At 70.0% G+C, this 17,665-nt stretch carries 18 protein-coding genes; 9 read left to right on the top strand and 9 right to left on the bottom strand.

Annotation, left to right across the window (positions count from 1 at the left end):
* Nucleotides 1-21: 21 nt before the first annotated feature.
* Nucleotides 22-1,062, bottom strand: coding sequence for a LacI family DNA-binding transcriptional regulator (locus G6045_RS29935; RefSeq protein ID WP_165335276.1), 1,041 nt, complete (start codon nt 1,060-1,062; stop codon nt 22-24).
* A 229-nt stretch (nt 1,063-1,291) separates the two neighbouring features.
* Between G6045_RS29935 and G6045_RS29930 the strand changes: the two genes are divergently transcribed.
* The 5 genes from G6045_RS29930 to G6045_RS29910 all read left to right on the top strand — a co-directional run bounded on the left by G6045_RS29930 (nt 1,292) and on the right by G6045_RS29910 (nt 6,587).
* Complete coding sequence (locus tag G6045_RS29930; protein WP_165335281.1) at nt 1,292-2,248, top strand: ROK family protein; 957 nt, start codon at nt 1,292-1,294, stop codon at nt 2,246-2,248.
* Between the two features lie 84 nt (nt 2,249-2,332).
* Nucleotides 2,333-2,995, top strand: a complete 663-nt coding sequence (locus G6045_RS29925; protein WP_328707949.1) for an HAD family hydrolase — start codon at nt 2,333-2,335, stop codon at nt 2,993-2,995.
* A 420-nt stretch (nt 2,996-3,415) separates the two neighbouring features.
* On the top strand, nt 3,416-4,708 hold the full coding sequence (locus tag G6045_RS29920) for an ABC transporter substrate-binding protein (protein ID WP_165335275.1): 1,293 nt from the start codon (nt 3,416-3,418) through the stop codon (nt 4,706-4,708).
* 38 nt (nt 4,709-4,746) lie between these two features.
* Nucleotides 4,747-5,670 carry a carbohydrate ABC transporter permease gene (locus G6045_RS29915; RefSeq protein ID WP_165335274.1) on the top strand — a complete coding sequence of 308 codons (924 nt, stop codon included), beginning with the start codon at nt 4,747-4,749 and terminating at the stop codon, nt 5,668-5,670.
* Nucleotides 5,667-6,587 (top strand): carbohydrate ABC transporter permease, encoded by a 921-nt coding sequence (locus tag G6045_RS29910; protein WP_165335273.1) that lies wholly within the window; start codon nt 5,667-5,669, stop codon nt 6,585-6,587. The genes G6045_RS29915 and G6045_RS29910 overlap by 4 nt, the downstream gene beginning before the upstream one ends.
* On the opposite strand, the gene G6045_RS29905 is transcribed toward G6045_RS29910, so the two are convergent.
* Entirely contained in the window at nt 6,584-7,327 is a 744-nt protein-coding gene (locus G6045_RS29905) for a GAF and ANTAR domain-containing protein (protein ID WP_165335272.1), read from the bottom strand. The two genes, G6045_RS29910 and G6045_RS29905, sit on opposite strands and share 4 nt — an antisense overlap.
* Before the next feature lie 188 nt (nt 7,328-7,515).
* Nucleotides 7,516-7,731: a hypothetical protein gene (locus G6045_RS29900; RefSeq protein WP_165335271.1), complete on the bottom strand. Its 216-nt coding sequence runs from the start codon at nt 7,729-7,731 to the stop codon at nt 7,516-7,518.
* A gap of 112 nt (nt 7,732-7,843) precedes the next feature.
* Here G6045_RS29900 and G6045_RS29895 point away from each other — a divergent pair, with 112 nt between their 5' ends.
* Nucleotides 7,844-8,884: an NUDIX hydrolase gene (locus G6045_RS29895; protein WP_165335279.1), complete on the top strand. Its 1,041-nt coding sequence runs from the start codon at nt 7,844-7,846 to the stop codon at nt 8,882-8,884.
* Between the two features lie 26 nt (nt 8,885-8,910).
* Here G6045_RS29895 and G6045_RS29890 read toward each other — a convergent pair whose 3' ends face one another.
* The gene (locus tag G6045_RS29890) at nt 8,911-10,041 is read right to left on the bottom strand and encodes an amidinotransferase (RefSeq protein ID WP_165335278.1); all 1,131 of its coding nucleotides are present in this window, start codon (nt 10,039-10,041) and stop codon (nt 8,911-8,913) included.
* A gap of 245 nt (nt 10,042-10,286) precedes the next feature.
* Nucleotides 10,287-11,660 (bottom strand): dipeptidase, encoded by a 1,374-nt coding sequence (locus tag G6045_RS29885; RefSeq protein WP_165335270.1) that lies wholly within the window; start codon nt 11,658-11,660, stop codon nt 10,287-10,289.
* Between the two features lie 179 nt (nt 11,661-11,839).
* Here G6045_RS29885 and G6045_RS29880 point away from each other — a divergent pair, with 179 nt between their 5' ends.
* Nucleotides 11,840-13,099, top strand: coding sequence for a geranylgeranyl reductase family protein (locus G6045_RS29880; RefSeq protein WP_165335269.1), 1,260 nt, complete (start codon nt 11,840-11,842; stop codon nt 13,097-13,099).
* Here G6045_RS29880 and G6045_RS29875 read toward each other — a convergent pair.
* The gene (locus G6045_RS29875) at nt 13,035-14,072 is read right to left on the bottom strand and encodes a GNAT family N-acetyltransferase (RefSeq protein ID WP_165335268.1); all 1,038 of its coding nucleotides are present in this window, start codon (nt 14,070-14,072) and stop codon (nt 13,035-13,037) included. The genes G6045_RS29880 and G6045_RS29875 overlap by 65 nt on opposite strands.
* A gap of 152 nt (nt 14,073-14,224) precedes the next feature.
* Here G6045_RS29875 and G6045_RS29870 point away from each other — a divergent pair, with 152 nt between their 5' ends.
* Both G6045_RS29870 and G6045_RS29865 read left to right on the top strand, forming a co-directional pair.
* A complete protein-coding gene (locus tag G6045_RS29870; RefSeq protein ID WP_165335267.1) occupies nt 14,225-15,490 on the top strand; it encodes a sensor histidine kinase in 1,266 nt (421 codons plus the stop codon).
* The gene (locus tag G6045_RS29865) at nt 15,487-16,152 is read left to right on the top strand and encodes a response regulator (RefSeq protein ID WP_165335266.1); all 666 of its coding nucleotides are present in this window, start codon (nt 15,487-15,489) and stop codon (nt 16,150-16,152) included. Before G6045_RS29870 ends, G6045_RS29865 begins: the two co-directional genes overlap by 4 nt.
* Here the strand turns inward: G6045_RS29865 and G6045_RS29860 are convergent.
* The 3 genes from G6045_RS29860 to G6045_RS29850 all read right to left on the bottom strand — a co-directional run.
* Entirely contained in the window at nt 16,113-16,388 is a 276-nt protein-coding gene (locus G6045_RS29860) for a DUF6332 family protein (protein WP_165335265.1), read from the bottom strand. The two genes, G6045_RS29865 and G6045_RS29860, sit on opposite strands and share 40 nt — an antisense overlap.
* Before the next feature lie 13 nt (nt 16,389-16,401).
* Nucleotides 16,402-17,133 (bottom strand): maleylpyruvate isomerase family mycothiol-dependent enzyme, encoded by a 732-nt coding sequence (locus G6045_RS29855; RefSeq protein WP_165335264.1) that lies wholly within the window; start codon nt 17,131-17,133, stop codon nt 16,402-16,404.
* A 131-nt stretch (nt 17,134-17,264) separates the two neighbouring features.
* Nucleotides 17,265-17,665 (bottom strand): CAP domain-containing protein (locus G6045_RS29850; protein ID WP_206344345.1); only part of this gene is annotated, 401 nt, incomplete at its 5' end.

The raw sequence follows: 17,665 nt of genomic DNA, 5'->3' as shown, positions 1-17,665 counted from the left end.
CCCGCACCCACCCACCGCCCACTACCCAGCCGGCGGCAACTCCCCGGACCCCCGCGCAATCAACCGCGTCGCCAACTCGATCCGCTCCGGCGCCACATCCTGCGCCCCGTCAAGCCGCCTGAACAACCGCTCCGCCGCCGTCCGCCCCAACGCCGCCGCATCCTGAGCGATGACGCTCACACCGGGCTGCAACAGATCCGCCAGCTCGAAGTCGTCGAACCCGACGAGGGCGACCGGCCGGGAAAGCCCGGCGAGGACCCGTACAACCGTGACCGTCACACGGTTGTTGCCCGCGAATATGGCCGTCACGGGCTCGGGCCCCGACAGCATCGCCTCGGCCGCCGCACGCACCCGTCCCGCATCGGTCGTCCCCAGGGACACCCACGCCTCGTCCTCGGGCAGACCCGCGTCCTCCATCGCCGCACGGTAGCCGCGCAGACGCTCGGCGGCCGTGTGGATGCGCGGCTGGTCGCCGATGAAGCCGATCCGCCGATGTCCGTGGGCGATCAGGTGGGCGACGCCGTCCCGCGCTCCGCCGAAGTTGTCCGAGAGGACCGTGTCCGCCTCGATCTGCCCGGCGGGGCGGTCCACGAACACCGTGGCGACCCCGGCCTTGATCTCCGGCTCGAGATAGCGGTGGTCGTCGCCGGCGGGAATCACCACCAGACCGTCGACCCGGCGCGCGCACAGCGCGAGCGCCAACTCCTGTTCCCGGTCCGGGTCCTCGGCGCTCGACCCGTTGATCAGCAGCGCGCCGTGTGCCCGCGCCACCTCCTCGACCGCGCGGCTCAGCGGCCCGTAGAACGGGTCGGCGAGATCCTCCAGTACGAGACCGATGCTGGCGGTCCGGCCCTTGCGCAGCACGCGTGCACTGTCGTTGCGCCGGAAGCCCAGCGCCTCGATGGCTTCCTGGACCCGGCGTTCGGTGTCGGGTGTCACGCCGGACTCTCCGTTGACGACCCGGGAGACCGTCTTGAGGCCGACTCCCGCGCGCGCGGCGACGTCCTTCATGGTGGGCCTGTTGCCGTAGCGGCTCTCGGTCCCCCTGGCTGTTTCCGCCACGTATGCCGTCCTGTCCTCAAGTGCTCGGTGCGCATGCTGATCAGCCGTACGCGCCACCTGGCCGAGCCTGAAGGGCAGGGCCTGGAGGGTTCGCATACGTGTGGCGTCGAGCATAGAGCCTAGACAACGTTGTCAGCCCGGGAGAGACTGTCGACCTGCCTCTGCGACCTGGAGAAGTGGAGTCTTTGGGGGCCAGGGGGAGCTCTCACCGACCAGGAGACCGACCGTGATGCAGAACCACCTCGTCGCCGCGCTCGACATCGGCGGCACCAAGATCGCCGGTGCGCTCGTGGACGGCGCCGGCCGGATCCTGGTCCGTGCGCAGCGTCCGACGCCCGCGCAGGAGGACGGTGACACGGTGATGCGCGCCGTCGGGCAGGTGCTCGGCGAGCTCACCGCCTCGCCGCTGTGGGCGCGCGCGGAAGCCGTGGGCATCGGCAGCGCTGGTCCCGTGGACGCCTCGCTCGGTACGGTCAGCCCGGTCAACATCCCCGGCTGGCGCGGCTATCCGCTGGTGGAGCGGGTCCGGCAGCTCACCGGCCGACTGCCCGTCGAGCTGATCGGCGACGGGGTCGCGATCACGGCGGCCGAGCACTGGCAGGGTGCGGCCCAGGGGTACGACAACGCGCTGTGCATGGTCGTCTCCACCGGCGTCGGCGGCGGCCTCGTGCTCGGCGGGAAGCTGCATCCCGGACCGACCGGCAACGCGGGCCACATCGGCCACATCAGCGTCGACCTCGACGGCGACCCGTGCCCGTGCGGCGCGCGCGGCTGCGTCGAACGGATCGCGAGCGGACCGAATATCGCCCGCCGCGCGTTGGACGGCGGCTGGCAGCCCGGCGCCGACCGCGACACCTCGGCGGCGGCGGTGGCCGCGGCGGCGAGGGCGGGCCATCCGGTCGCACTGGCCTCGTTCGAGCGGGCTGCCCAGGCGCTCGCCGCGTCGATCGCCGCGACGGCCACACTGGTCGAGATAGAGATCGCCGTGATCGGCGGGGGAGTGGCGAAGGCCGGCGATGTGCTGTTCACGCCGCTGCGCCGCGCGCTGCGCGACTACGCCACGCTGTCCTTCGTGCAGAACCTGACCGTCACTCCCGCGATGACCGGGACCGATGCCGGCCTGGTCGGCGCGGCCGCGGCGGCGCTCGGAAGCGGCGCGCGGGTGGGGGCGGGCGCGTCCGCATAAGAGCGAGCCCACCAGGGCGTGTATCGGAAGTACCCGGGGGTGCCTCCGATCCGGTGTTTCGCGAGGCCGTGGCATCCTTGGGCCGTGTTCTCATCCGGCCATGCGGGCGCTGTGTTCTTCGATGTCGATGGCACCCTCGTCCCCGGCACGAGTTCGTCGGTCTTTCTGGCCGGCTTCCTTGGTCATCGGGACGAGTTGGCCAAGGCCGAGGATGCCTACGCCTCCGGCGCCCTGGACAATCGGCGGGTCTCCGACCTGGATGCCGCGGGTTGGGCTGGGGCTGCCGAAGACCAGGTCTCTGGCTGGCTCGACGGGCTCCCCTTGGTCTCGGGCATCACGGAGACCGTGACCTGGTGCCGGCAGAACGGGTTGGTGCCCATGCTGGCAACCCTCGCCTGGTCGCCGGTCGGCAGTTACCTGACTGACCGCTTCGGCTTCCATGCGTTCAGCGGCCCCCGGCTGGAGACGGCGGACGGCCGCTTCACGGGCCGGGTGGCCTGTCACTTCGACGAGTACGACAAACGGGATTTCGCCCTCGCGCAGGCACGGGAGTTGGGGCTGGCTTCCCGCTCGTGCGCGGCCGTCGGGGACAGCCGCTCCGATCTGCCGCTGTTCGCATCCGTCGGGTTGAGCGTGGCGTTCAATGCCTCGGCAGGAGCGCGCGAGGAGGCGACCGCCACCGTGGACGACGAGGACCTGCGGGGCGTGCTTCCGGTCTTGAGCCGCCTGCTCACAGCCAGTCGTTGATGGCCGCAATGAGGACGGTTGCCTGGCTCGCAGCGGACCGCGAGTTGATCGTATCTCGTGGCCACGGCGCCCCAGCGCTCCGATCATTTTTCTGAACCGGGGTGACGGGTGCGAACGTGACGGATCGTCACTTTCCTCCGCACTCACACCGGTTGTCGGCGGTCATGTCTGTGCCATGCCGCGCGTTTACGGTAGGCGGTGTTCGAGTCTGTTGGAAGCGATGCGGTAACGGTTCGCCCTTGTCCTGCCGCACCTCTTGACCAACCCGCAGGTTGGCAGTGAGATCCAAGCCTCCCGTTCGATTGTGTTGGGTTCGCCCGACGGCAGTACGAGTCCATCGAGGAGAGGGACATGACGGAGTCATCGTTCACTGGGCAGGGTGCACTCGGCGACGGACCTCGAAACCGTCCAGGAGATCGGATGTCCCGGCGGACTCTGCTGCGAGGCACGGCCCTTGGCGCCGGAGCCGTCGCGCTGCCTTCCCTGCTGACCGCCTGCGGCGGTGGGCCCGCCGATGCAGGCAAGACCGTCGCCATGGGATCCAACGCCTCCGACCCGGTGCCGAAGAAGGCGTACGCCGAAGCGTTCAAGGCGTACGCGAAGCAGTCGAAGGACGACCGCAAGGTCAAGGTCAACACCGTCGACCACAACTCGTTCCAGGAGAACATCAACCGCTATCTGCAGAGCACGCCGGACGACGTCTTCATGTGGTTCGCCGGATACCGGATGCAGTTCTTCGCGAAGAAGAACCTGCTGCACGACATATCCGACGTGTGGTCCGGCTTCGACGGCTTCACCGATGCGATCAAGGACCAGTCGACGGGCGAGGACGGCAAGCAGTACTTCGTGCCGTACTACTACTACCCGTGGGCCGTCTTCCACCGGAAGAGCGTCTTCCAGAAGTACGGCTACGAGGCGCCCAAGGACCTTGACGCATACGTCGCGCTCGCCAAGCAGATGCAGAAGGACAAGCTCGTCCCGATCGCCTTCGCGGACAAGGACGGCTGGCCCGCCATGGGCACCTTCGACTACCTCGACATGCGCATCAACGGCTACGAGTTCCACAAGGCGCTGATGGCCGGCGAGAAGGCCTGGAACGGTCCCGAGGTCAAGGAGGTCTTCGACACCTGGCGCCGGCTGATGCCGTATCACCAGGAAGGCGCGAACGGCCGCACCTGGCAGGAGGCGGCGCAGGGGCTGCAGAAGAGCGAGGCCGGCATGGCGGTCTTCGGCCTGCCGCAGCCCGGCCAGCAGTTCCCGGACGACGAGCGCGACGACCTCGACTTCTTCGCCTTCCCGGAGATCAACCCGGAGCACGGCCAGGACGCGGTGGAGGCGCCGATCGACGGCTTCCTGCTGGCGAAGAAGGGCAAGAACCTCAAGAACGACAAGGGGATGGACGCGGCCAAGGACCTCCTGAAGTTCCTTGCCACCGCCGAGGCCGAGAACATCTACCTCACGCACGACCCGAGCAACATCGCCGTCCACGAGGGCGCCGACACCGGCAAGTACACGGAGCTGCAGAAGAAGGCCGTCGAGCTGGTCTCCGGTGCCCAGCAGATCTCCCAGTTCCTCGACCGCGACACCCGGCCGGACTTCGCCTCCACGGTGATGATCCCGGCGCTGCAGAGCTTCATCGGCAATCCGAAGGACGTCGACGGCCTCGTCAACGACATCGAGCGGCAGAAGAAGACCGTCTTCGCCGCCGCCTGAGCCATCGACTCACCCTTACGTACTGGGAGTTCACACCCGTGTCGCTCACCTCCACGCGGGGCGATCGAGGCCGGCGGCGGCGCGGCGCGCGGCGGTTCACCCGCCGCGACCGCATCGTCCTCGGGGTCCTGCTCGGCCTGGCCATCCTGATCGACCTGTTCATCGTCTGGGGCCCGACCCTCGCCTCCATCGGCCTGTCCTTCACCAACTACGACGGCGTCAGCGATATCGGCTGGGTCGGCCTGGACAACTACAGGACCGCGTTCACCGAGTACCCGCAGTTCTGGCCCGCCGTCCGCCACAACCTGATGTGGCTGGGCTTCCTCGGCCTGGTGGCCACGCCGTTCGGCCTGTTCCTCGCCGTGCTCATCGACCGCGGTGTGCGCTTCAGCCGCTTCTACCAGTCGGCGATCTACCTGCCGGTCGTGCTGTCGCTCGCCATCGTCGGCTTCATCGCCCAGCTGGTGTTCTCCCGCGACCAGGGCGCGCTCAACGCGCTGCTGGGGCGGCAGGACAACCCGATCGACTGGATCGGCGATCCGGACATCAACATCTGGATGGTGATGATCGCCGCGGCCTGGCGGCACACCGGCTACGTGATGATCCTCTATCTGGCCGGACTCAAGGCGGTCGACGCCACCCTCAAGGAGGCCGCCGCGATCGACGGGGCCAGCGAGCGCCAGACCTTCTTCCGCGTGGTCTTCCCGACGCTCCGGCCGGTCAACATCATCGTCATGGTGATCACGGTGATCGAGGCGCTGCGTGCCTTCGACATCGTCTACGCCATCAACAGAGGCAGAAACGGCCTGGAGTTGCTGTCCGTGCTGGTCACCGACAACATCATCGGCGAGGCCAGCCGGATCGGGTTCGGCTCGGCCATCGCCGTGGTGCTGCTCGTCCTCTCCCTCGGATTCGTCGTGACGTATCTGGTCCAGGAGCTCCGAGGGGAGAAGAACCGTTGAGTGTCGCGCCCGCACCCGCGCCGACGAAGGCCACGAAGCCGGTCTCCGCACCCGGGTCCCGCCCCCGGCGCCGCGGCCGCTGGGGTACGCAGATCTTCCTCACCGCCGTCTCGCTCGGCTTCCTCGCCCCGCTGCTGCTCGCGGTGTACGCCTCGCTGCGGCCGTACGACGAGACGGCCGAGGAAGGCTACTTCTCGCTGCCGAAGTCCCTGTCGTTCGACTACTACGAGCAGGCGTTCAACGACTCGGAGATGACGAAGTACTTCGTCAACACCCTGATCATCGCCGTGCCCGGCGTACTGATCGTGCTGTTCCTCGCGTCGTTCGTGGCGTTCGCGGTCTCGCGCCTGCGGATGCGCGGCGGCATCGTGCTCGTCATGCTCTTCACGGCGGGCAACCTGCTGCCCCAGCAGGTGATCATCACGCCGCTGTACGCCCTGTTCAACCAGATCGAGCTGCCCTACTGGATGTCGGACTCGTACCTGATGTACGACTCCTACTGGGCGGTGCTCGCCGTCCAGGTGGGATTCCAGCTGGGCTTCTGTGTGTTCGTGCTCGCGAATTTCATGCGCACGCTGCCGCAGGAGATCATCGAGGCGGCGATCGTGGACGGCGCCGGCGTGTGGACCCAGTACTGGCGGATCACCCTGCCGCTGTGCCGCCCCGCGCTCGCGGCGCTCGGCACGCTCCAGTTCACCTGGATGTACAACGACTTCCTCTGGGCGCTGGTGTTCATCAACACCGGCGACAAGCTGCCGATCACCTCGGCCCTGAACAACCTCAGCGGCCAGTACTTCACCGACCACAACCTGCTCGCCGCGGGTTCGGTGATCGTCGCGGCGCCCACGATCATCGTGTTCCTGCTGCTGCAGCGGCACTTCATCGCGGGGCTGACGCTGGGGTCGTCAAAGGGCTAGGGGCTGTCTCCGCGGCGAGGGCTCTGCTCCGGCCATGCGTCGGCCACGTCGTCGGGCACCGCGCCGCCGGCCAGTACGTGGGCGGCGAGGTCGGGCAGGGGGATGCCCTCGGCGATGGCGCGGGCCCGCATACGGTCGAGCGCGGCCTCCGGACCGACGCCCCACTGTTCGGCCAGTACTCCGGTGGCGAGGTGCGTGGTGCCCCAGTGCGCCTCGATCACCTCTGCCGGCTCCCACGGCGGCAGGTCATCCGTGAACAGACGGTTCATCGCATGCACCTGCAGCACCTTGGCGATCTCGGCGGCGCCGGCCAGGGCTTCCCGCACGGTGAAATCGTCCATGGGCTTCGGCTCGTAGCGGAAGAGGTCCACGGCGCCGACGCACTGACCGCCGGTCAGCAGCGGGAAGGCGTAGACCGCACCGACCTGCGGCAGGTGCTCGCGCAGCAGCGGACCGAACAGGGGCCACAGTGCGCGGTGCTCGCGCACGTCCTCCCACAGCACCACATGCGCGGTCGCCGAGGCCATGATGCAGGGGCCCTGACCCGATTCGAACTGCAACTCCTCCAGCCTGATTCCGACATCGTCCGAAGCGCAGAGCAGCTGCCGTTGCGGGAAGTGCGTCAACAGCGAGAACGTCGCCCCGTCCACGGGCAGCGCCTCGCACATCGCGGCACACATCCGCTGCGGCAGGCGCTCCTCCGGCGCCTCATCCGCTGCCGCGCGGATGCGCTCTGGCAACGTTCGGTCTTCCACGGCAACCCCTTGGTGGCGACGGCTTTCCCGGTCCGGGTTCCCCCGCGGCGTTCACTTACGCAAGTCGGTGCAAAGGTCACCGTCTCAGTCCCTGGAAACCGGGTGAGATCCGCGCGGCCTGCTGCTTAAGGTGCCGCCATGGCCGATTCACCCGCGCAGGAATGTGCCCAGGCTCACACGCCGTGGGACCCCGGCTCGATGATCTCGTCGAGGACGCTGCGTACGGCCTGGAACGCGCAGCCGTAGACCTGCGCCGCGAATTCCTCGTCGGGATCGGCCCGTTCCAGCTCCGCGGTGCGCGAGCGCCAGTCGTGCTCCTGACGTGCGGCCCAGTCACGGGCGCGCAGAATGCGCCTCAACAGTTCGTCCGAATCCACGATGTCGGTCATATCTCCCGGTTACCCCGCAGGTCGCGGACCAGACCCCGCACGCCCGTCGCGTACGGGGTTACGTGGCACGGCGGAGCGGGCAAGCCACACGGGGGCCGGCAGCAGAGGGGGAATCGTGATCGTCTGGATCAACGGGGCGTTCGGTGCGGGGAAGACCACCACCGCCCGTGAGCTGCTCGACCTGATCCCGAACAGCACGCTCTTCGACCCCGAGGTGATCGGCGGAGCGCTGCCCTGGCTGCTGCCGGCCAAGCGTCTGGCCGAAGTGGGCGACTACCAGGATCTCGGCTTCTGGCGGCGGATGGTGGTCGACACCGCCGCCGCGCTGCACGCCGAAGTGGGCGGCATCCTGATCGTCCCGATGACGCTCCTGCGCCAGGAGTACCGGGACGAGATCTTCGGTGGACTCGCGGCACGGCGCATCCCCGTCCGCCATGTGCTCCTTGCCCCGGCTGAAACGATCCTGCGCGAGCGGATCGCCCGGCGCGAGGTGCCGGACACCCCCGACGGCGAACTGCGGGTGCGCCAGTGGTCGTTGGAGCACGTCGAGCCCTACCTCGACGCACTCGGCGCCTGGCTGGCGGCCGACGCGTACCTTCTCGACACCGGTGTGCTGAGCCCGCGCGAGGCCGCCGAGCGGATCGCTGAGGCGGTGCGCACCGAGGCGGCCGGGGTGAGCGAGATCGTGCAGACCCCCGAGCCGTCCTCGGAGACCCTCGCCTCCGGCGTCCTGCTCTTCGACGAGCAGGACCGCGTGCTGCTCGTCGACCCCACGTACAAAGCCGGCTGGGAGTTCCCCGGTGGTGTGGTCGAGCCGGGCGAAGCGCCCGCCGCGGCCGGGATACGGGAGGTCGCCGAGGAGACCGGCATCCAACTGGTCCGTAATCCGGGCCTGTTGGTCATCGACTGGGAACCGCCGCACCCCCCGGGATACGGCGGCATACGGCTGCTCTTCGACGGTGGCAGGCTCCCCGCCGACGCCGCGGAACGAGCCCTGCTCCCCGGCCCGGAACTGCGTGCCTGCCGCTTCGTCTCGGAGACGGAGGCCGCAGCCCTGCTGCCACCGGTGCGCTACGAGCGGCTGCGGTGGGCGCTGCGTGCGCGGGAGCGGGGCGCGCCCATGTACTTGGAGGGCGGCGTGCCGGTCGGCTGAGGAACCGTGCGGCCCTCACCAGCGGCTCACGGCAGATATGACTCCAGCGTGCCCCGCCTGCGGACGTCCAGCGTCGCGCAGTGGAAGGAACCGCCGAAGGGCGCGTAGTGCAGCAGATCGCAGGGGATCGGTTCGAAGCCCCAGCGCTCCAGGGCGCGCAGCATGCCCGTGTGGTGGCGTTCCGCGATGACCCGCTTCTCGTCCACCATGAGGACGTTCATGCTCAGCCACTGCCCGCACATCGACGTGATCTTGAGCAGCCGCTCGTCGATCGGATCGGGTTCCGGCGCGACCAGGACGTCCCAGGAACGCAAGGCTTCCGGGAGCCGGTCGGGGTCCACGTAAGCCGGATTGATGAGCACCTTGCCGGGGGCCAGCGGCATGAACGTGGTGTCGATATGCATCGGGGTGCGGCAGCCGCTCTCGATCTCGTGGATGCGGTAGCCGGGGCCGAGATGCCGGCGCAGCCACTCGATGCCCGTCCGGTTGGTGACATTGCTGCGGGTCACGAAGAGATCGCGGCCCGCCCGTACGAAGTCCGCGGCGTCGAAGACCGGCTCGAACTCCGTGAGGATGTAGCGCATCGGCTCGCCCTCGCCCGGGGTGCTGAAGTCCGGCTCGAACAGGTCGTCGGTCAGCTGGGGCTTGGGCGCCGAGGTCCAGCGGGCGCCGCGCCGGAAGTAGTCCTTGAGCAGGGCGCGGTAGGAGTGGGTCTCGAAGTAGCGGCAGGGCCAGGCCATCGGTGTCTCGATGATCTCGTCGCCGACGACCAGGAGACTGTCGCGGGGGCAGGTGTTGCAGAAGCCGCGCGCGGACCAGTCGGGAGTGGCGAACCGCCGTTTGTGGTCCACCGGTTCGGGCCGGCGCACCGTGATGCCCAGGGACTCGAGCAGTTCGACGAAGCCGTCCAGCTCGTCCTGGGCGGGCCCGATCAGGCGGCGCGGATAGTGCAGGCCCGCGGCCAGACCCTGCAGTCGGCCGGCCCAGGAGGGGACGTTGCAGGTCACGACGGGATGGTCGGTGGGGATCGTGGCGCCGTCGAGGCGGCCTACGACGACCTCCTCCAGCGGGTCCCATTCGTTGTGGGAGCTCACCGGGGATCGTTGCGCGGCTGCGGGATCCGTGGACGGCGGCGAGGGCGGACGCGGTGGGCGCACCGGGCGGTCCGCTGTCGTTCTCGCTTCGAGGCTCTGTCCCACGACACTGCTCCCTCGACTGTGGCCAATTCTACTCCGGCGCCCGCGGCCATGCCTCTGACCTGCTGTCCTGCCGTATGGGCCGGGCACGCCGAGTACCCGCGTTGATCGCGGTGAAGCCCCGCGGCCGTGCACGTGGCCGAAAAAGTGCGGTCCCGCTCCCCGGAAGGGGAACGGGACCGCAGCGAGGGGAGTGGGGCCGACGATCAGGCCTTGGACGCCGCGTAGTTCTGCAGGAACAGCGCCTCGGTGACCGACAGTTGACGCAGCTCGTCCGGCGAGACCGACTCGTTCGGCGCGTGGATCTGCGCCTCCGGCTCGCTCAGACCGATCAGCAGGATCTCGGCCTCCGGGTAGAGACCGCCGAGTGTGTTGCACAGCGGGATCGAGCCGCCCTGCCCCGCGTACTGCATCTCCTGACCCGGGTACGCGACCGCCATCGCGTCCGACATCGCCTGATACGCGGGCGAGTTGACGTCCGCGCGGAACGGCTGGCCCTGGCCGATCTGCTCGGTGCGCACCTGGGCGCCCCACGGGGTGTGCGCCTCGATGTGGGCGCTGAGCAGCTTGGTGGCCTCGGCGGCGTCGGCGCCCGGCGGCACCCGCAGGCTGATCAGGGCGCGGGCGCTCGACTGCACGGACGGGGTGGCGCCCACGACCGGCGGGCAGTCGATGCCGAGGACCGTGACGGCGGGGCGGGCCCAGATGCGGTCGGCGATCGTGCCCGAGCCGATCAGTTCGACACCGTCGAGGACCTTGGCGTCACCGCGGAAGTCGTCCTCGGGATACTGCAGACCTTCCCAGGTCTGGTCGCCGTCCAGACCGTCGACCGTGGTCGAACCGTCCTCGGCGCGCAGCGAGTCGAGGACGCGGATCAGCGCGCCGAGCGCGTCCGGGGCGGCGCCGCCGAACTGGCCGGAGTGCAGATTGCCCTGGAGGGTGTCCATCTCGACCCGGAGCATGGTCATCCCGCGCAGCGTCGAGGTGACGGTCGGCAGTCCGACGCGGAAGTTGCCGCTGTCGCCGATGACGATCGCGTCCGACGTCAGGAGCTCGGGGTGCGCCTCCGCGTACCGCTCCAGACCGCCCGTGCCCTGCTCCTCGGAGCCTTCGGCGATGAACTTCACGGAGACCGGGATGCCGCCGTTCTCCTTCAGCGCACGCAGCGCCAGGAGGTGCATGATCACGCCGCCCTTGCAGTCCGCGGAGCCGCGCCCGAACCAGCGGCCGTCGCGCTCGGTGAGCTCGAACGGCGGGGTGAGCCAGGCCTGCTCGTCCAGCGGCGGCTGCACGTCGTAGTGCGCGTACAGGAGCACGGTCGGCGCGCCCTCGGGGCCCGGCAGCAGACCGTAGACGGACTGGGTGCCGTCCGGAGTGTCGAGGAGCGCCACGTCCGTGAAGCCCTCGGTGCGCAGTGCGTCGGCGACCCAGTTCGCGGCGGCTTCGCTCTCGCTCTTCGGGAACTGCTCGAAGTCCGCCACCGACCGGTACGCCACCAGTTCGGCCAGCTCCTGCTTCGCCTTCGGCAAGAGGGCGGCGATGGTTTCGGCGATCCGTTCGTGCGCCGGGTTCGGCGACATGGGCACGCTCCTGGTGGGTGCGATGTTGTACAGGTGTGCGGAAGTTGTGCACGTATTCCGCATGGGGATCTTTTCACAAGGGGAGACGCCCTGTTCCGGCGGCGGGGGCCCGCCGCGCCCGCCGTAGGATCTGGCGTAGCAGGAGCACAGATACCGTCGGATCGGAGCAGCAGGCCATCGTGAGCAGCGAGAACGCGGACCGTAACGCCCCGGACGAGACACCTGAGGTATGGGACGTCGTGGTGGTGGGCGCAGGCCCCGCCGGAGCGTCCGCTGCCCATGCGGCGGCTGTCGCCGGGCGACGCGTCCTGCTCCTGGAGAAAGCGGAGCTGCCGCGGTACAAGACCTGCGGGGGCGGCCTCATCGGCCCCTCGCGCGACGCTCTGCCGCCCGGCTTCGAGCTGCCGCTCAAGGACAAGATCTACGCGGTGACCTTCTCCCTCGACGGGAAGTTCGCGCGCACCCGCCGCTCCAAGAAGATGCTGTTCGGTCTGATCAACCGTCCGGAGTTCGACCAGCAGCTGGTCGAGTCGGCGCAGAAGGCGGGGGCCGAGCTGCGCACCGGCGTCACCGTCTCGCGCGTCGAACAGCACGGCCCCGAGGTGCCCGACCGGCGCACGGTCGCGGTGGTCCTGAGCGACGGCGAGACGGTCCTCGCCCGCGCGGTCGTCGGCGCGGACGGCAGCGCGAGCCGGATAGGAGCACACGTCGGGGTGAAACTCGACCAGGTCGATCTCGGTCTCGAAGCCGAGATCCCCGTGCCGCCGACCGTCGCCGAGGACTGGAAGGGCCGCGTCCTCATCGACTGGGGCCCGCTGCCCGGGAGTTACGGGTGGGTCTTCCCCAAGGGCGACACCCTCACGGTCGGTGTGATCTCGGCCCGGGGCGAAGGCGCGGCCACCAAGCGCTACCTCGAGGACTTCATCGGACGGCTCGGTCTCGCCGGCTTCGAACCGTCGATCTCCTCCGGCCATCTCACCCGCTGCCGTACCGAGGACTCGCCGCTCTCCCGCGGCCGCGTCCTGGTCTGCGGTGACGCGGCCGGGCTGCTCGAACCGTGGACCCGCGAGGGCATTTCGTACGCACTGCGCTCGGGACGGCTCGCGGGGGAGTGGGCCGTGCGGATCGCGGAGGCGCAGGACGCGGTCGACGCACGGCGGCAGGCACTCAACTACGCCTTCGCCGTCAAGGCGGGCCTCGGCGTCGAGATGAACATGGGCCGCCGGGTGCTGACCCTGTTCGAGCGCAGGCCCGGGATGCTGCACGCCGCGATCACCGGGTTCCGGCCCGCCTGGAACGTATTCGTACGCATCGTGCAGGGCTCGACCTCGCTGGCCGAGATCGTACGGACGCATCCGATGGCGCGGCGGGTGGTCAGCGCTCTGGACCGGAGTCCCGGTCAGGAGCTGGAGCGGAGTCCCGAGCAGTCGCAGGCGTGACGACCGGGGCGGTCGCGGGCTTGATGAGCGGGGTGTCGCGCGTGAACGGGCGGAAGCCGAGGCTGTAGTACAGGCCGCGCGCAGCGGGATATCCGGGAGCTCCCAGGCAGGCGACGGTCATGTGCGTGGCCCCCGCCGCGCGGGCCAGGTGCATGCCCTGCAGCAGGAGCGCCCGCGCCAGGCCTCGGCGGCGGTACGCGGGGTGGGTGCCGACCGGCTCGAACTCGGCGGTCCGGTTCACCTCGTCCAGCCACATGATCGCCGAGCAGGCCATCGTCCCGTCCGGGGCCCGCACCAGCAGGTGCAGATCGCCGCGGTATCCCGCCGTCGCCCGTACCGACTCGTACGCCTCGACGGAGTAGGCCGAGGTGTGCCAGGCATCGACATGGGCCCGGACCGCGGCTTCGGGGCCCGCTTCGTCGGCGGTGAGGAAGCGGAAACCGTCGGCGAGTACCGGTTCTTCCAGATCGGTGAGGTCCCGCTCGTTGAGCTGGGTCCACGAGCCGTGGTCCCCGAGCTCGGACGGGTCCGACGTGTAGCCGTGCGCGGCCCAGCGCTCGAGGGCGTATGTGTCGCCGGCGCTCGGCAGCACGGTGCGTTCGAGGCCCACGGCCACGTGGTCGTACCAGGCGATCACCTCGTCGACGAGCTCGGCGTGGCCGGGGTCGATCTGATACGCGAGATACGCGCCGGTGATGTCCTTCACCGACCCGTCGCTCAGCTTCACCTGCCGTGGCAGCTGGGCCCATGCCCAAGCGACCGGCTCGCCGCCGTCAGCACCTGCCTTGCCCGCGAACCAGAGCTTGCGCGGCCAGTGCGCACCCTGAGCGGCATGGCCCTTGCCCCAGATCCAGGCCAGTTCGCCGTACGACGCGTCCGCGTTGATCAGCTCCGGGCGGGTGGCGGTGACCCGCTGCGCCAGCGTCTGCATCAGCCGGACATCCGCGGCGGTCGCCAGCTCCAAGTCGGTCATGGTGGGTCACTGTGCCAGGGCCCGGCGGCAGCGGGCGATCGGTTTTCCGCCGGGGGAGGCGGCCCGTACCCGCCGCGTACTTCACGGGGAGTACACACGCTCACCCCTCACGGCTGACGTCGCCGCAGGTCCACGAGGTCTAGCGTGGCGGTATGGCAGAGCAGCACACCCCCGGGTCCCCGACGCGCTCCTGGGGCGGACCGCCGTGGCGCGACGGTTCCCACGGACCGCCGTGGCGCGGCGGGCCGCCCGGCCTGCTGAGGTGGGTGGAGCGCGGCGGTCTGCCCTGGATCTCCACGCTCGTGGTCACGGTCTTCGTGCAGATGGGCAGCACCTTCGCCGCACACGCGCAGACCGACTACCGGGCCGAGCTCGATGTGTTCGCGCGGGCCGTGCTCTTCATCGGCACCGCGCTGTTGCTGCTGCGCAAGAAGTACCCCGTGCCGGTGGTGTTCGGCGTCGCGGCCACCACGATGCTCTACCTCGGCGCCGGATATCCGTACGGACCGGTCTTCGTCACCGTCGCCCTCTCGGTGTTCGCCGCGGTCGTCGCCGGCCACCGGCGTGCGGCGTGGGCGGCGATCGGGATGCTGTGGCTCGGGCATCTGCTGATCTCCCACTGGCTGTACCGCTGGCTTCCGCCCGACGGTGACACCGCCGCGTCGTGGAGCGGTGAACTGGTCGTCGCCGCCTGGGTGGTGGCCATCGTCGCGGTCGCCGAGCTGGCCCGTTCGCGGCGCGAGCAGTGGGCCAAGGAGCGTGCCGAGCGGGCCGAGGCGGCGCGCCGCAGGGCCGACGAGGAGCGGTTGCGGATCGCCCGCGAACTGCATGACGTCCTGGCGCACTCCATCTCGGTCATCAATGTGCAGGCGGGCGTCGGACTCGCGCTGCTCGACGCCGACCCGGAGCAGGCCCGCACCGCGCTGACCACCATCAAGTCGGCCAGCAAGGAGGCGCTCGGCGAGGTCCGTCAGGTCCTCGAATCCCTGCGGGCGCCCGGCGACGCCCCACGGGCACCCACGCCCGGTCTCGACCGACTGCCCGAACTGGTGCAGCAGGCCGCGAGCGCCGGACTCACCGTCGAGGTGGGCCGGGAGGGCAAGCAGGTGGCGCTCGCACCGGGCACGGACCTCGCGGCATTCCGTATCGTCCAGGAAGCGCTGACCAATGTCGTACGGCACTCGGGCTCGCGGCACGCCCGGGTCACCCTCGGCTACAGGACCCGTGAACTGGAGCTACGGGTCGACGACGACGGTCCCGCCACGCAGGCCGACGCGGGCGGCAGCGGCAACGGGCTTGCCGGAATGCGGGAGCGGGCGGCGGCGCTGGGTGGCACGATCGAGGCCGGCCCGCGCCAGGACGGCGGTTTCCAGGTGCGGGCCGTGATTCCGCTGCGACCCAAGGAGACTTCGCCATGATCCGGGTACTGCTCGCCGACGACCAGTCACTGGTCCGTGCCGGATTCAAGGCGCTGCTCGACGCCCAGGCCGACATCGAGGTGGCCGGTGAGGCGGCGGACGGTGAGGAGGCCGTGCGCCTGGTGCGCGAACTGCGCCCGGACGTCGTCCTGATGGACATCCGGATGCCGCTGCTCGACGGCCTGGCCGCGACCCGCCGTATCACCGACGACGGCGAACTCGCCGCGGTGAAGGTCGTGATGCTGACGACGTTCGAGCTCGACGAGTATGTCTTCGAGGCCATCCGCGCCGGCGCCTCGGGCTTCCTGGTCAAGGACACCGAGCCCGAGGAACTCCTGCGCGCGGTACGGGCGGTGGTGGACGGGGACGCGCTCCTTTCGCCGGGCGTGACACGGCGGCTGATCGCCGAGTTCGCGGCGCGTTCCAAGGAACCGGCGATCGAGCAGAGCCTCGGCGAACTCACCGAGCGGGAGCGCGAGGTGATGGCGCTGGTCGGTATCGGTCTGTCCAATGACGAGATCGCCCGCAGGCTCGTGGTCTCCCCGCTGACGGCTAAGACCCACGTCAGCCGCACCATGGTCAAGCTGGGCGCCCGTGACCGGGCCCAACTGGTCGTGCTGGCCTACGAGTCGGGGCTGGTGCGGCCGGGCTGGCTGGGCTGACGGGTGGCGTTCTGGAAACGCCACAGGACCGTGATGACCCGGACAAGAAAGGCGAGCAGCGCGAGGACGGTCCCGATTGTCACCAGGACCTTCCGCACCCCCAGCGGGAAGTCGAAGATCCATCCCGGACCGGCCACCGCGGCGAACGCCAGCACGGCGAGGCACGCGCCGGAGAGGAACGCGTAGCCGATCTCGACCGTGATGGCGTCCCGTTGCGCCTGTGTGCGGCTGCCCATGGCAGCCAGTGCATCAGACGCCCGAGGTCTCCCGCCAGAGGCGGGCCACAGCGGCGTCCCCGCTGATGTCCGGCAGGGGCAGCCGGTTCCACAGCGCCAGATACAGGCGCCCGGCCGGTCCGCTGATCTCGCAGTCGGCCTCGCCCTCGGCATCCGGGGTCGTGACCGGGGGCTTCTCCGAGAGGCGTACGGTCCACACCGCGTCCTCGTCGGTGGTGCGCACCCGCAGCACCTTGGGCTCCTCGCTGCGGACCCGGCTCCTGTCCCGGGCGTGGAAGCCGCGCAGCAGCTCATCGATTCCGTCGGCGGCGAAGGCGGAGTCGAGGGTCCGGGGCTCAGGCCGCACCAGGGCCGACTCCGCGTCGACCCGGTGCACCGCGGTCTCGTGCGCCTGGCGCCGCGCCCAGAACGCGCGGGGAGAGGGAGCCGGCAGGAACGCCCAGCACTCCAGGTCGTCGGGCGCCTCCTCCAGCGCCTCGACGAGCAGTTCATGTCCCTCGCGGAACCAGGCGACCAACGCATCGCCGTCCACGTCCGGTGCCGCGCCCATGGGGCGGCCCGAGGTGTGCTTCTCCACCAGGTAGGAGGTGGCCCAACGGTGCACCGCACCGGTGTGCCGCAGCAGATCCCGCACCTGCCACCCCGGACAGGTGGAGACAGCCGCATCGGGCCCGGCGGCCTCGGCGTCGGCGGCAAGGAGCCGCCCCTCGGTGCGCAGGGCGGCAATGTGCGTGGCGATGTCCATGGCCCGGGATCCTAGGCACAGTCCGCCGCCGCGACCAGCGAGTTCCGCCCGGTGGACAGCGGCGCCTGACACATCGGCGGCCGGTGGACCGTGCCTCTCCACCGGCCGCGCGACGGACGAGGGTTGGCGCGCTACCAGCCGAACATCTGCGTCCAGGTCCAGTCGCTCGTCACGACCCCCAACCCCATGGTCTTCAAGCCGCAGTTGAGGATGTTCGCGCGGTGGCCCTCCGAGTTCATCCACGCGTCCATCACGCTCTGCGCGGAGCTCTGGCCGCGGGCGATGTTCTCGGCGCCCGCGTTGTCGACGCCCTGGGCGGCCGCGCGGTCGGTGAAGGTGCGGCCGTCCTGGCTGGTGTGGCTGAAGTAGTCGTTCGCCGACATGTCCTCGCTGTGCAGCTGCGCGGCCTTCGACAGGCGGCTGTCCAGCTTCACCGGCGAGCAACCCGCCTTGGCCCGCTCCGCGTTGACCAGGCCGAGCACCTGCTGGGCCTGCGTGCCGCCAGGGATGGCCGGGGGCTTCGGGGGCGGTG

The sequence above is a fragment of the Streptomyces mesophilus genome (genome assembly GCF_011044995.1).
GTDB lineage: Bacteria > Actinomycetota > Actinomycetes > Streptomycetales > Streptomycetaceae > Streptomyces > Streptomyces mesophilus.
The sequence above is the reverse complement of the archived record's forward strand: the minus strand, read 5'-3'. Positions and strand labels throughout refer to the sequence as shown.